The organism is Bordetella sputigena (assembly GCF_965137885.1).
GTDB lineage: Bacteria > Pseudomonadota > Gammaproteobacteria > Burkholderiales > Burkholderiaceae_B > Bordetella_C > Bordetella_C sputigena.
The window spans coordinates 178,069-192,031 of sequence record NZ_CBCSCA010000011.1 but is presented as its reverse complement, the minus strand read 5'-3'; the positions used below and the strand labels follow the sequence as shown (position 1 = coordinate 192,031).

Here is a 13,963-nt window from a genome sequence, read left to right as displayed (position 1 = left end):
GAATTCCCGTCGCACGCCACGCGACGCTCATGGAGGACCCGATCTTGAATTTCCCCGGCAAAGCAGAATGGGTGGCTCGCGCGGCCAGGTGCGAGCCGGAATGGCGCGCATTCATCGATGGCCAATACCGGCCCGCTCTGTCGGGCAAGACTTTCCCGACCGTGAACCCGGCGACCGGCAAGGTCATCGCGCAGATCGCCGCTTGTGACGCCGAGGACGTGGACGTCGCGGTGAGCAGCGCGCGCCGCGTTTTCGAGTCGGGCGTGTGGTCGCGCCGCGCGCCGGCCGAACGCAAACAGGTCCTGCTGAAACTGGCCGAATTGATGATGGCGCATCGCGATGAATTGGCGCTGCTGGAGTCGCTGGACGTGGGCAAGCCCATTACCAATGCCTACAACGGCGACATCGTCAGTTCCGCCACCTGCATCCAGTGGTATGCCGAGGCCATCGATAAGCTCTATGGCGAAATGGCGCCCGCCATGCCGAATATGACCACCATGATCGTGCGCGAGCCGCTGGGCGTCGTCGCCGCGGTGGTGCCCTGGAACTATCCCCTGTCCATGGCGTCGTGGAAGCTGGGCCCGGCGCTGGCGGCCGGCAATTCGGTCATCCTGAAGCCCGCGGAACAATCCCCGCTGACGGCTATCCGCATCGCCGGCCTGGCGCTGGAGGCCGGCCTGCCGCCAGGCGTGCTCAATGTCTTGCCCGGTTTCGGCGAGACCGCCGGGCGCGCGCTGGGGCTGCACATGGACGTCGATGCGGTGGGCTTCACCGGCTCCACGGAGGTCGGCAAGCTGTTCATGCAGTATTCCGGCCAGTCCAACATCAAACGGGTCGGCCTGGAATGCGGCGGCAAAAGCCCGCACATCGTACTGGCCGATTGTCCGGACCTGGATGCCGCGGCACGCGCCGTCGCGGCGGGCATCTTCAACAATAGCGGCCAGGTCTGCAACGCGGGCTCGCGCCTGATCGTCGAAGCGCCCGTCCGCGACGCCCTGCTGGAAAAGATCGCCACGGTCGGCCGCGAGCTGGTCCCGGGCGATCCGCTCGATCCGTCGACCCGGATGGGTGCGATCGTCAGCCAGACGCAGCACGAACGCGTGATGTCGTACATCGACGCCGGACGCGCGGACGGCGCGCGGCTGATGCTGGGCGGCAAGCCGGCGCGGACGGACAGCGGTGGATGGTTCATCGAGCCGACGGTGTTCGGCGACGTGCGCAACGACATGCGGATCGCCCGCGAGGAAATCTTCGGTCCGGTGCTGGCCGCCATTACCGTCGACAATTTCGACCAGGCGATGAGCGTCGCCAACGACACTATCTACGGGCTCGCGGCCGCGGTATGGACGGGCGATGTGGGGCGCGCGCACCGGGCGGCGCAAACCCTGCGCGCGGGTGTGGTCTGGGTCAACTGCTTCGACCGTGGCAATATGTCGGCGCCGTTCGGCGGCTTCAAGCAATCCGGTTTCGGGCGCGACAAGTCGCTGCATGCCTTCGATAAATACATGGATTGGAAGGCGGTCTGGATCGCATCCTGATCCTGCGCGTCGCCGTCATCCGCAACCGGCCGCACCGGCCGCCAATAAACGGAACAAGGGGGTGAAAATGAACAAGCATGACAAGCAAAGCCAGGCTCGCGGCCTGTCGCGCCGATCCGTATTGAAGGCCGGGGCGGCGATGGCCGGCATGGCGGCGCTGGGCACGGCGCTGCCCTTGCGCGCCCAGGCGCGCGGGATCAGCGTGACCTGCTGGGGCGGGACATACGAAGCCGCGGTGCGGCAAGCGTTCGCCGAGCCCTACACCAAGGAAACCGGCGTTCCCGTCACGCTGGTCAACAATGCGGACCTGACCCGGATGAAGGTGCAGGTCGACAGCGGCAACGTCTCCTGGGACGTGTTCGACAGCATCGGCCCGCAGATCATGGCCGGCGCCCGCCAGGGACTCTGGGCGCCCATCGATACCGGCATCGTCGACACCGCGAAGCTGCTGCAGCCCGCCGGCAAGAACTACGTCGGCACCTACTCCTACGCCGGCGGCATAGGCTACGACCCCAAGAAATTTCCCGACGGCAAGCATCCGGAGACCTTTGCCGATCTCTGGGACCTGAAGCGCTTTCCGGGGCGCAGGGGCCTGCGATCACGCGCCAGCGAAAACCTGGAGATGGCCTTGCTGGCCGACGGCGTGCCACCGGCCCAGCTCTATCCCCTGGACGTCGACCGCGCCTTCAAGGCGATGGACCGCATCAAGCCCGCCGTGCGCAAATGGATCGAAACCACGCCGGAAACGGTCACGCTGCTGACCAGCAATGAGATCGACTTCTCCTACACCTATCTGAGCCGCATCCTGCCCGCGCAGCGCGCCGGCTCGTCGGTGGCCATGTCCATGCGGCAGACGCTGAACAGCCTGGAATACCTGGCCGTGCCCAAGGGCGGCAAGAACATCCAGAATGCCATGCGCTATGTGGCCTTCTGCCTGCGGCCGGACCGCCAGGCCGCCTTCTGCGAACTGGTGGAGTTCGCGCCCAACGCGGCCGGCGCCACCGAGCTCGTGGGCGCGCAGGCGCGTGCCCGCATGCCCGATATGAAGTCCCCGGACGCCATCATCATCAACGACGCCTGGTGGGGCGAGAACTACGACAAGCTGCAACGTCGCTTCACCGAGTGGCTGCTGGTCTAGATCCATGGCGCACACCCTCGGCACCAGGACGGTCGTTGTCCTGCTGGTCCCGCTTTGCGCCCTGCTGCTGCTGTTTTTCCTGTGGCCGCTGGGGCTGGTGGGCTGGTCCAGCATCTACGACCACGGCTACACGCTGCGCGGCTATGCGGAGGTCGTCAACGGGACGCTGATCCACCGCGTCCTGGGGACCACGCTGCACATCAGCGTGCTGGCCACGCTGACCAGCCTGGTGCTGGGCTATCTGATCGCGCTGCATCTGGCCGCCATGCCGGCGCGCCGCCGGGCCCCGTACCTGATCATGGTGATGCTGCCCTTCTGGACCAGCATTCTGGTCAAGAGCTATGCCTTCACCATCGTGCTGGGCAATAGCGGCGTGTTGAACCAGCTGCTGGGATGGATGTCCGGCGGCGCCTGGCACGTCGAACTGCTGTTCAATCGCGCCGGCGTGGTGCTGGGCATGACGAACTACCTGCTGCCCTTCATGGTGCTGCCTATCATGGCCAGCCTGATCAACCAGAATCGCAGCCTGCACCTGGCGGCGGAAATCATGGGCGCCAGCCAATGGCGCATCTTCACCCGCATCACGCTGCCGCTCAGCCTGCCGGGCGTGAGCGCCGGGGTCCTGATGTGCCTGACGCTATCCATGGGGATGTACATCACGCCGGCCCTGCTGGGCGGCCGCCAGGACATGATGCTGGCCAATCTGATCGACTTCTACACGCGGCAGACGCTGGACTGGACGCTGGCTTCGTCGATCGCCTTCGTGCTGCTGGCCATATCGGCCCTGCTGATCGCCATGCTGATACGGGTCCAGCGCGACCGGGAGACAACCTTCGCATGAACGGACCCGATACCGCGCCCCATTCCGTTTTCACCGCCCGCCACGGTTGGCGGCTGGCCGGCGCGGCGGCCGCATGGGTGGGCTATCTTTTCCTGCTGATGCCCAGCCTGGTCGTCATCCCGATCTCGTTCGGCGGCGCCCGGGAGCTGAGCTTCCCGCCCAAGGAACTATCCCTGGCGCTGTTCCGCCAGTTCCTGGGCGACCCCGCCTGGTGGGGCTCGGCCTTGCAGAGCCTGCTGGTGGCCGGCTGCGTGACGGCGCTGTCGCTGCTGATCGCCCTGCCGGCGTCGTATGCGCTGGCGCGCGGACGCTTCCGCGGACGCCGCGTGCTGGAACTGGTTTCCCTGGCGCCCATGCTGGTGCCGGTGGTGGTGCTGGGCCTGGGCATGTATATGCATCTGTCCGCCCTGCGCCTGGTGAACACGACGATAGGCGTGGTCCTGGCGCATACCGTCGCCACCATCCCCTTCATGCTGGTCGCCCTGGGCGCCGGCCTGCGGCACGCGGATCCCGCGCTGGAAACCGCCGCCATGATCATGGGCGCCAGCCGGCTGCGCATCTTCTTGGAAGTCGTGCTGCCGCAGATCCGCCCTTCCGTGCTGGTAGGCGCGCTGTTCGCATTCCTGATTTCCTTCGACGAGGTCATCATCGCCTACTTCATCACCGGGCCGGAATCGATGACGCTGCCGGTAAAGATGTATAGCGCGATCCGCTGGGAGGTTTCCCCGGTGCTGGCCGCCGTATCGACCCTGCTTACCCTGCTGTCGCTGCTCGTCTGCCTGGCCATCATGGCCTTGCAGCCGAAACTCCACCAACCCGATTGACGGAACAGACTCCTATGGCGGCAAGCTACGACGCGATCATCATCGGCGGCGGACACAACGGACTGGTGTGCGGGGCCTATCTGGCCCGTGCCGGACGCAAGGTGTGCGTGCTGGAGCGGCGCGACGTCATCGGCGGCGCGGCGGTCAGCGAGGCGGTCTGGCCCGGCTACCGGGTATCGACAGCCTCCTACACGATGGCGTTGCTGCAGCCGCGCATCATCCAGGAGCTGGAACTGGCGCGCCATGGCTACGCCGTCATCCGGCCGACACCCATGGTGCATCTGTATGGCGACGGCCGCAGCCTGGTCTTCGGCGACGATGCCCAGGTGCATGCCGGCATGAGCCGCTTCAGCGCGGCGGACGCCGCGGCCTATCCCCGCTATCGCGATCACATGGCGCGCTTGGGCGCAACGGTGTCGCGCATGCTTTGGGAGGTCCCGCCGGACCCGGCCGCCAGCGATCTTTCCTCCCGGCTGCGCCTGCTGCGCTTCGCCTGGCGGTACCGCAATATCGGCGAGCAGTTCTACGATCTTTACGATGTGCTGACGCTGAGCGCGCGCGATTTCCTCGGCCGTTGGTTCCAGTCCGATGAGGCGATCGCGGCCCTGGGCTTTTACGTCGCCTGCGGCGGCGCCACCACCACCCTGTCCGCACCGGGCTCGGCCTATGTGCTGCTGCGCGGCTATGTCCGCGATCACACGACGCCCGCCGGCCCGGCCGGATTCGTGCGCGGTGGCATGGGGTCGATTTCGGAGGCCATCGCCGCGTCCGGTCGGGCGCACGGCATGCAAGTGCGCCTGTCGGCGCCGGTCGCTCGCGTCAATGTGGCCGGCGGCCGCGCAACCGGCGTCACGCTGGAGAGCGGCGAGACGCTGCAGGCGAAGTGCGTAATATCGAATGCCGCCACCAAGGTCCTGTTCCGCCGCCTGGTCGATCCCGCCCACGTGCCGGCGGACTTCCTGGCGCGCGTCGACCGCATCCGCGACGCCTCGCACGCGTTCAAGGTCAACCTGGCGATGAATCGGTTGCCGGCGTTCAAGGATTTCGATGCGGCGGGCGCCGGCTTCGACTATCCCACCCAGATCCGGATCGCCCCATCGGTGGACTATCTGGAGCAGGCCTACGATGCCGCGCGCCATGGCGGCTTCGCGCCGCGCCTGCCGCTGGTGGTGCTCACGCCCAGCAAGCTGGACCCGACGGTGGCGCCGGCCGGCAAGCACCTGATCAGCATCTTCGGACAGCATGCGCCCTACCGGCTGCGGGACTCGGATTGGGACACCGCGCGCGATCGGTTGCGTGATGCCGTGTTCGATACGCTGGAAGCCCATGCGCCTGGCTTCCGCGATTGCGTGGACCATGCGCAGGTACTCGCGCCGCCGGATCTCGAAGCGCGCTTCGCCTTGCCGGGCGGGCACGTGCACCATGGGGAACTCAGCGCGGACCAGATCTTCTTCCGCCGGCCGGTGCGCGGCGCGGCCGACTACCGCACGCCCATCGCGGGCCTGTACCAGTGCGGCGCCTCCGTCCATCCGGGCGGCGGCGTGACGGGCGTACCGGGCTACAACGCGGCGCGCGTCATCCTGGCCGCTCGGCACTAAGTCCATGTACCCGCGCCACTGAACCATTACGGACTGAATCGCCATGAACATGATAGAACTGCGACAGGTCTCCAAGCGCTACGGCGGCGTGCAGGCCCTGCATCCCGTCGATTTGTCCGTGCGCAAGGGCGAGTTCGTCACGCTGCTCGGCGCCAGCGGCTCCGGCAAGACGACGCTGCTCAACCTGATCGCCGGCATGGTGCCGCCTTCGACGGGACGCATCGTCATCGAGGGACGCGACGTCACCACCAGCCCGCCCAGCAAGCGGCAGTTGGGCATGGTATTCCAGAACTATGCGCTGATGCCGCATATGACGGTGTTCGAAAACATCGCCTTTCCGTTGCGCGTGCGCAGGCTGTCGCGCACCGAAATCGAGCGCAAGGTCCGGGACGTGCTGGCGCTCGTGCGGCTGCCCGATCTGGCGGCGCGCAAGCCGCGCGAACTGTCCGGCGGCCAGCAGCAACGCGTATCCCTGGCGCGCTGCATCGTCTACAACCCGGCGCTGATCCTGCTGGATGAACCGCTGGGCGCGCTGGACAAGAAGCTGCGGGAACAGATGCAGCTGGAGCTGCGGCGCATACACGCCGAACTCGGCATCACCATGGTGAACGTCACCCACGACCAGGACGAAGCGCTGACCATGTCCGACCGCATCGTCCTGATGAACGGCGGCCGGATCGAACAGGAGGACCGGCCGGAAGCCCTGTATTTCCGCCCCGCCACGCGCTTCGCCGCCGACTTCATCGGGACCGCGAACCTGCTGCCTTGCGACGTGCGCACGGTGACGGACGATGGCGTGGCGGTCTCCACGGTATTGGGCGATATGCGGGCCACGGCGCCCGGCGTCATTGCCGCGGCGAATCCATCGGGCGCCGGCAAATCGGCCAGCCTGCTGATACGCCCCGAAAGCATAGTCATGCGCGCGGCGGACGCGCCGGCCGGAGACGACCAAAGCGTGGACGGCATTCTGGAAGACACCATCATCCTGGGCGGCATCGTGCGTCATCACGTCCGCGTGGGTGCATCCCTGCGCATGGTGGTGCAGGAGCAGAACCGGCGCGACCGGGTGTCGCTGCCGCGCGACGCCCCCGTGCGCCTGACGTGGTCACACCGGGATTGCCTGGTGCTGGACTAGACCGATTCATGAGGCGGACGGGAAGCCCGGCCGCCGGATTTCCGAGGGAATATCAATGCAGACACAGTCTTCGACCGTGCGGGCCGAACTCGCCCGTCGCCAGCGTGAAGAGGCGCTCGCCCTGCCCGAATCGTTGGGTGACTTCGTGCGCCAGCGCGCCGCCCTGATGGGCGATGCCGTCGCGGCGGTATGGTTCGAACAGCAGCAGTCCGTGACCTACGGCCAGCTTGACGAACAGGCGGACCGGCTGGCGTCCAGCCTGCTGACCCGCGGCGTACGCAAGGGCTGCCACGTGGCGGTCATGCTGGGCAACACGCCGGCCTTCCCGATTACCTGGATCGCGCTGGGGCGCATCGGGGCGGTGATGGTGCCGGTCAATACGTCGTACACCACCGACGAGCTGGATTTCGTGCTGCGGGATTCGGACGCGCAGTACGTGGTCGTGGAGTCGGGTTTGCTGTCCAGGCTTCAGGCGCTGCCTGAGCTGCCGCCGCTTCTTGCGTCCGAGCGGATCATCGTCCACGTGCAACGTGATGCCGCGACATCCGCCGCGATCCCTGGCAACATGCAATCCGGCGGCATGCCGGCGCCGAACGGCGCGCCGGGCGTGGCCAGTGCGCGGGATGCGGGCGATGAATCACACGACGGCTTGCACGCCGACTGGCACGCGCTCGTGCGCGACGGCCATCCCGTCTTCACGCCGCCCGCGCCGGTGGCCCGCACGGACGTGCTGAACCTGCAGTACACCTCCGGCACGACAGGCTTCCCCAAGGGCTGCCTGTTGACGCACGACTACTGGATGATCCACGCGCACAACTCCGCCAGGCACCGGCGCACCCGCGCCGGCGGCATCCACAATGTCCTGGTCTGGGCGCCGTTCTTCTACATGGACCCCATGTGGCAATTCCTGATGACGCTGGCGCTGGGCGGCACCGCCTATATCGCCGACCGCATGAGCCTGAGCCGCTTCATGTCCTGGCTGAAGGACTACCGCATCCAGTACTGCATCTTCCCGGAACCCGTGCTGTCGCACTACCCGGAATCCCCGGCGGACAGCGAGATCGACCTGAAGTACATCAGCATCTACGGCTGGACCGAAAGCGCCCGCAGCGACGTGCAGCGCCGCTTCAACGTGACGGCGCGCGAAGGCTACGGCATGACGGAGATCGGCACCGGCGCCCTCATGCCGGAATGGGCCCACGAGATGTCGCTGGTGCGCAGCTGCGGCCTGCCCGCGGCGTTCCGGCGCTTCGAAATACGCGACGAGAGCGGCGCGCCGGCGCCGGATGGCGAGATCGGCGAATTGTGGGTGCGCGGCAGGGGCATTTTCCTGGGCTACTACAAGCGTCCCCAAGCCAACGCCGAAAGCTTCGACGGCGAATGGTTCCGCACCGGCGACCTCTTCCGCCGCGACGCCGACGGCTACTACTACCTGGTCGGCCGCATCAAGGAGATGATCAAGCGCGCGGGCGAAAACATCGCCGCCAACGAGGTGGAAGCCGTTCTGCGCGGCATGGATGCTATCGAGGAAGCCGCCGTGGTCCCTGTCCCCGATCCGCTACGCCGCGAAGAGGTCAAGGCCTACATCAAGCTGCGCGCCGGGCTGAGCGCCAGCGAGGTGCCGCCGGAGGCCGTATTCGAACATTGCGCCAGGCACCTGGCGCCGTTCAAAGTCCCGCGCTACCTGCAGTACATGGAAGAGGACTTCCCCCGCACGCCGTCGCGCAAGATCGCCAAGAAGCGGCTGATCGCCGACATGACGGATCCCTTTGCGGGCAGCTACGACCGCCAACAATCTATCTGGCGCTGATGCGCCGGAGGAGGCAGCCATGTTCATCGATTTCTCCAGCCGCCCACCCGCCCCGAGTTTCGAAGGCCGCGCGCCGCACCTGTCCAACTACCGGCGCGTCTATGGCAACAGCGAAGCCCAGGTCGATCGCGAGACCGGCCCCGACGCATTGCGGGACTATCTGGACACCTACGAACGCCTCGGCGCCCGGGCCGTGGTGCTGAAAGCCCGCGACTTGAGCTCGACCTTCGGATTCAAAATCGCCAACGAAACCGTAGCCGCGTTCTGCCGCGAGCATGGCCCGCGCTACATCGGTTTCGCGGGCGTCGACCCGCATCGCGGCATGGCCGCCGTGCGCGAATTCGAGCAGGCCATCACGCAGTCGGGCCTGCGCGGACTGAACATCCAGGGCTTCGAGCTCGGCCTGGATATCGATGACCGCCTGCTGTATCCGCTGTACGCGAAGTGCGTGGAGCTGAACGTACCCGTCAACGTCCATTGCGGAACGAACTTTTCCACCCGCACATCCATGCATCACGGGCACCCGCAGGCGCTGGACCGCGTGCTGCGCGACTTTCCCGACCTGCGCGTCTGCGCGTCGCCCCCTGGTTGGCCCTGGGTCAACGAATTGATCGCCGTGGCTTGGCGCCATCCCAATCTCTGGATAGGCACGCTGGCCATCCGCCCGCGCCTGATGACGACGCCGCACTCCGGCTATGAGCCCTTGTTGCAGTATGGCAAGACAGTCCTGAAGCACCGCATGATCTTCGGCACCGCCTTCCCCATGATGCCCGTGCCCCGCACCCTGGACGAATTCAATGCCCTGCCGCTTCCGGATGATGTGCGCCAGGGATGGCTATGCGACAACGCCATGGCTTTCCTGGGACTGGATACGCCTCCTTGACGGCCGGCGAGCAGCGGAGCCTGACGGGCGAAGCCGGCGGCTCCAATCCATACCGCTTAATGCTTCAGTTACCGAAGGCCCGGCGCAGCCGTTCCAGTTCGGCCATGTTCAGGCGCTTCGCTTCCTGTTCAGCATAGTCCCGCTCCCCGGCCTCGTAGGAACCTTCGAACTTGCACTTGCTGCGGTTGGACGCACAGGCATCGACCACCCGGCCGGAAATGGCCGCGGCGATGGGGGAAGTTGGACGAGCGGGCGCTTCCACGGAGCTGGTCTTCGTGGATGAGCATGCTGAAAGTAAGCCGAACAAAAGCACGGCTGAAACGCGACGGATGAGCATATGAATAGGAGTCTCCCGGACCTGCCGACAACGCGACGACCATTCTATAGCGCGTCGCGCGCCGCGTCAGACCGGCAGGAGCATCCCGGCCTAATGCCGTGACGGATCAAGCACGCTACGTCGCTCTCCTTTCCAGGAACAGCCTGGCGGCGGCTTCGCTCAATGACACGGTCAGCGCGTGATGTTGCGGGCGCCGAAGTTCATGGCACGGTTTCGACAGCAAGCCAAAGTCCGGCTTCGGGTCGCGCGCGGCTAACCCAGCATCGCCACGGCCGTGCAATAAACCGCCTCCCTGAATGCTTCCGGGCACTGGGGCAATGAAGAGAAGGCCGCCAGTACGTGGCCATAAGAGACGGTTCGGCCAATGGCATTGGTCAGCATAAGGAACATGACTTGCGGATCATTACGCGCCAATTCGCCCGCATCCATGGCGTCGCGCAATAGGGGAAGAAATGCATCGTGATAAGGCCTGACCAGGCGATCAATCAACAGATCGAGACGCTCACCGCGTTCGGTCGCCGCGGTGGAAAAAAAGACGCCGATATCCGGGTCCAGGAAAACCTGGTCGATCAGTAAGCCGAGCGCTCTCTCGACACGTTGGCGCGGCCCCAGGGCCGAAGTCCGCAGCTCGATGGTCGCGCGGATCATCGGCAGAATCTGTGCGGCGATCTGCTCGACGATAGCGCTCCACAATGCCTCCTTGGAGCCGAAATGGTGCATCATCAACGCGGGGTCGACCCCTGCATCCCGGGCGATTGCCCGGACACTGGTCGCTTCGAAGCCATGTTTGGCGAATGCGCTGCGCCCGACTTTCAACAAGTCGTGCGGATCGACCATCGCATCGCCGGTGGGTCGCCCTCGCGACCGCTTGGCTGCGGATCGCGCTCCACGCGCGGCCCGAGTAGAACCCAAGGGGGCAGATTGCACCATCAAGCGTGTTCCTGAGCGTAAACAGAGATCAGAAGTCTAATTCACGCCGATTCCGGCCGACGAGGCGACGTAGGGCAGCCCCTGATTCGGCGCCGCATACCTTCTTATCCCTGCTAACGATACATAAAGCATTAGAACCTTTATGTGTACCGCGTACTGGAGTAGACTACCGCATAATTCATCAACTGCTGAATATTATGGCAGGATCCGGAAGAAACGAGAGCGGCGGCAAAACACGCATTCGCGCTTTGGCGGACGGTTGTGTGGGCGAACTACCGCGCCTGCGGGACCGGCATGACCCGCGCGGGTACCAGCGAGGCAGGCAGTGAGGACGTGGGTCGCCGCACGACTGCTGGCAATGGCCAAACCGATCGCTTTCCTCGGCGAAGTCCTGCTGGCGGCGTTGCTGCACCAGGGGCGTCCATGGCGCTTTCGCGCGGAGGATTTCGCGCGAGCGCTGGCCGACTGCGGCGCGCGTGCCGTGACCATCGTGGCGGTCGTGAACTTTCTGGTCGGAGCGATTCTCGCCTTTGTCGGTGCGGTGCAGCTCGCCAAATTCGGCGCGGGCATTTTCGTTGCCGACCTCGTCGGCATTGCCATGGCCAGAGAGATGGCGGCGATCATTACCGCCGTGGTGATCGCAGGCCGCACTGGTGCGGCATTCGCTGCCGAGCTCGCAACGATGCAGGGGAACGAGGAAATCGACGCGCTCGAAGTCCTCGGCTTGCCCGCCATGGAATTCCTGGTACTGCCGCGCGTAGCCGCGCTGCTGCTGATGATGCCGCTACTGTTCGTTTTCGCCTGCATCGCAGGCATCGCAGGCGGCATGGTTGTGGCCGTCGGCATGCTGGATCTGTCGGCAGCGGGATACCTTGAACGCACCTCGGCCTCCCTGGCATGGGGGCATCTTGGCTTAGGCATCACGAAGTCCGTTGTTTTCGGCGCACTTGTCGGAATAGTTGGCTGCTACTACGGCCTGTACGCCAAGCGCAACGCTGCCGGTGTAGGAACGGCGACGACGGGGGCGGTCGTCACCTGCATCGTCGGCATCATTGTGACCGATGCGATATTCGCAGTTTGCGCCAACGCGCTGGGAGTCTGAATGACCTTGCTCGTCGTCAACGATCTGGAGATGCGTTTCGGCCCACGGCTGATCCAGGAGCACATCTCGTTCAAGGTCGAGAAAGAATGCATCTTCGCCATCATGGGCGGAAGCGGATGCGGCAAGAGCACCCTGCTCAAGAACATCGTCGGGCTGTTGGCGCCCGCGAGTGGCATCGTGAGCTATGAGGGAATTGACTTCTGGGCTGCCGATGAGAACCAGCGAGACCGGCTGCGCGCGGGTTTTGGCATGTTGTTCCAGAGTGCGGCCTTATGGTCCTCGATGACCATCCTGGACAATGTTTGCCTGGCGCTGCGCCAGCAAACTTCACTTGACGAACCACAACGCCGGGCAAGAGCCCGCGAGGTCCTTGAATGGGTTGGACTGGCGGAATTCGCGGGATTCTACCCTGCTGATCTGAGCGGCGGCATGAAAAAGCGCGCGGGGCTGGCACGGGCGATTGCGTCCGAACCACCACTGCTGTTTCTCGACGAACCGTCGGCCGGCCTCGATCCGATCAGCTCAAGGCGTCTGGACGACCTGATTCTCGATATCCGGCGGCGGAACGGTGCGGCCGTGGTGTTCGTCAGCCATGAATTACCCAGCCTGTACGCCATCGCCGATGACGGAATTTTTCTCGATGCCGACAGCAAGCGACCCATCGCCCACGGCTGTCCCCGAGAACTCGCCAAGGAATCCACGCATCCCACGGTACACGCATTTCTCCATCGCGATACGTTGCCGGCACCGGCCACGTCGCATTCAAAGAGCATCTCCCCATGAAACGCAATGCCTTGCTCGTCGGTGCCTTTGTCATCGCATCGGTGGCCATTATGGTGGCAGCCATCCTCTGGCTTAGCGGCAGCGATTTCTTCGCCCCTCATCAGAACGCAAAGATCTACTACGAAGGCAACGTCACCGGATTGACCGTCGGCTCGCCGGTGACCTTCCGGGGGGTGAAGGTGGGCCAGGTGACGGATGTCGGCATACAGGTAGACACGCAGTCTCTCGCCACCACGATTCCGGTTTCGGTCAAGCTGCAATCCTCGGCCATGCGGCTGCGCGATGGCTCGAGCGGCGCGATCCCGGACCTTCCAACGCTAGTGCGGCGAGGGCTGCGTGCGCGCCTGACTTCGCAGAGTATCGTGACGGGCCAGAAGGCAATCGAACTGGACTTCCTGCCCGATACGCCCGCGACACTACTGGGCAGCCCCGGCGAAGCCGAAATTCCGGCGCTGCGCGACCGCTTTGGCGCGCTGATCGAGCAGGTGGCCGACCTACCGTTGCGCGATATGTCCAACGACGTCCGCGCGGCGGTCCAAGACCTGCGTTCGGCTGCATCGGCCATGCAGGGCGCGCTGGGCACGGCGTCAACGGAACTCAAGCTGACCGCCGAACAGTCGCGAGTCACCCTGAAGACCGCCGCCGACGCGATCGTGCAGTTGGAGCGTAGTTCCACCAAGACACTGCAGTCGGTTCAAGCACTGGCCGATGTGTCGAGGCGAACCGTGGTGAGCGCGCAGCCCGAATTGATGCAATTGCTCGGCGAGGCACGCAAGGCGTCCACGTCCGCCAACCTCGCCATGGCCAGGCTGGCGGACATCACGTCGCCAGAGGCGCCGCTGCGTAACGACCTGGAGTCGACGCTCAGGGACCTTGCGCAGGCAGCGCGTGGACTGCGATCGCTGGCCGACTTACTGGAAGACAAACCGAACGCCCTCATTTTCGGCAACGCTCCGGAGTAAATCTTCTCCCACCAAAAATGCGGCCGCCAGACATAGGACGAAAACCATGCGGAAGAATCGTACGGCGCACCACTTGCACTGG

Annotated in this window: 13 protein-coding genes; 11 read left to right on the top strand and 2 right to left on the bottom strand. The window is 65.2% G+C overall.

All coding sequences use genetic code 11. From position 1 onward, the window contains the following. The first annotated feature begins 29 nt into the window (after positions 1-29). From ACNA0R_RS20670 to ACNA0R_RS20635, 8 genes are all read left to right on the top strand, one after another. Positions 30-1,538: an aldehyde dehydrogenase gene (locus tag ACNA0R_RS20670; protein WP_415827937.1), complete on the top strand. Its 1,509-nt coding sequence runs from the start codon at positions 30-32 to the stop codon at positions 1,536-1,538. Positions 1,539-1,605: 67 nt separating this feature from the next. Then, positions 1,606-2,676: an ABC transporter substrate-binding protein gene (locus tag ACNA0R_RS20665; RefSeq protein ID WP_415827936.1), complete on the top strand. Its 1,071-nt coding sequence runs from the start codon at positions 1,606-1,608 to the stop codon at positions 2,674-2,676. Between the two features lie 4 nt (positions 2,677-2,680). Next, positions 2,681-3,517 (top strand): ABC transporter permease, encoded by an 837-nt coding sequence (locus ACNA0R_RS20660; RefSeq protein ID WP_415827935.1) that lies wholly within the window; start codon positions 2,681-2,683, stop codon positions 3,515-3,517. Continuing rightward, positions 3,514-4,341 (top strand): ABC transporter permease, encoded by an 828-nt coding sequence (locus ACNA0R_RS20655; protein ID WP_415827934.1) that lies wholly within the window; start codon positions 3,514-3,516, stop codon positions 4,339-4,341. Before ACNA0R_RS20660 ends, ACNA0R_RS20655 begins: the two co-directional genes overlap by 4 nt. 14 nt (positions 4,342-4,355) lie before the next feature. Further along, complete coding sequence (locus tag ACNA0R_RS20650; protein ID WP_415827932.1) at positions 4,356-5,939, top strand: phytoene desaturase family protein; 1,584 nt, start codon at positions 4,356-4,358, stop codon at positions 5,937-5,939. 43 nt (positions 5,940-5,982) lie between these two features. After that, entirely contained in the window at positions 5,983-7,074 is a 1,092-nt protein-coding gene (locus tag ACNA0R_RS20645; RefSeq protein ID WP_415827930.1) for an ABC transporter ATP-binding protein, read from the top strand. Positions 7,075-7,129: 55 nt separating this feature from the next. Continuing rightward, on the top strand, positions 7,130-8,884 hold the full coding sequence (locus tag ACNA0R_RS20640; protein WP_415827928.1) for a class I adenylate-forming enzyme family protein: 1,755 nt from the start codon (positions 7,130-7,132) through the stop codon (positions 8,882-8,884). A 19-nt stretch (positions 8,885-8,903) separates the two neighbouring features. Next, positions 8,904-9,767, top strand: a complete 864-nt coding sequence (locus tag ACNA0R_RS20635; RefSeq protein WP_415827927.1) for an amidohydrolase family protein — start codon at positions 8,904-8,906, stop codon at positions 9,765-9,767. Between the two features lie 64 nt (positions 9,768-9,831). On the opposite strand, the gene ACNA0R_RS20630 is transcribed toward ACNA0R_RS20635, so the two are convergent. Next, on the bottom strand, positions 9,832-10,029 hold the full coding sequence (locus tag ACNA0R_RS20630) for a hypothetical protein (protein ID WP_415827926.1): 198 nt from the start codon (positions 10,027-10,029) through the stop codon (positions 9,832-9,834). A gap of 327 nt (positions 10,030-10,356) precedes the next feature. After that, a complete protein-coding gene (locus ACNA0R_RS20625; RefSeq protein WP_415827925.1) occupies positions 10,357-10,941 on the bottom strand; it encodes a TetR/AcrR family transcriptional regulator in 585 nt (194 codons plus the stop codon). A 451-nt stretch (positions 10,942-11,392) separates the two neighbouring features. Between ACNA0R_RS20625 and ACNA0R_RS20620 the strand changes: the two genes are divergently transcribed. From ACNA0R_RS20620 to ACNA0R_RS20610, 3 genes are read left to right on the top strand one after another with little or no spacing between them, the layout of a single operon-like run. Continuing rightward, a complete protein-coding gene (locus ACNA0R_RS20620; protein WP_415827924.1) occupies positions 11,393-12,136 on the top strand; it encodes an MlaE family ABC transporter permease in 744 nt (247 codons plus the stop codon). Continuing rightward, positions 12,137-12,919 carry an ABC transporter ATP-binding protein gene (locus tag ACNA0R_RS20615; RefSeq protein WP_415827923.1) on the top strand — a complete coding sequence of 261 codons (783 nt, stop codon included), beginning with the start codon at positions 12,137-12,139 and terminating at the stop codon, positions 12,917-12,919. Beyond that, positions 12,916-13,881, top strand: a complete 966-nt coding sequence (locus ACNA0R_RS20610; protein ID WP_415827922.1) for an MlaD family protein — start codon at positions 12,916-12,918, stop codon at positions 13,879-13,881. The genes ACNA0R_RS20615 and ACNA0R_RS20610 overlap by 4 nt, the downstream gene beginning before the upstream one ends. Positions 13,882-13,963: the final 82 nt, after the last annotated feature.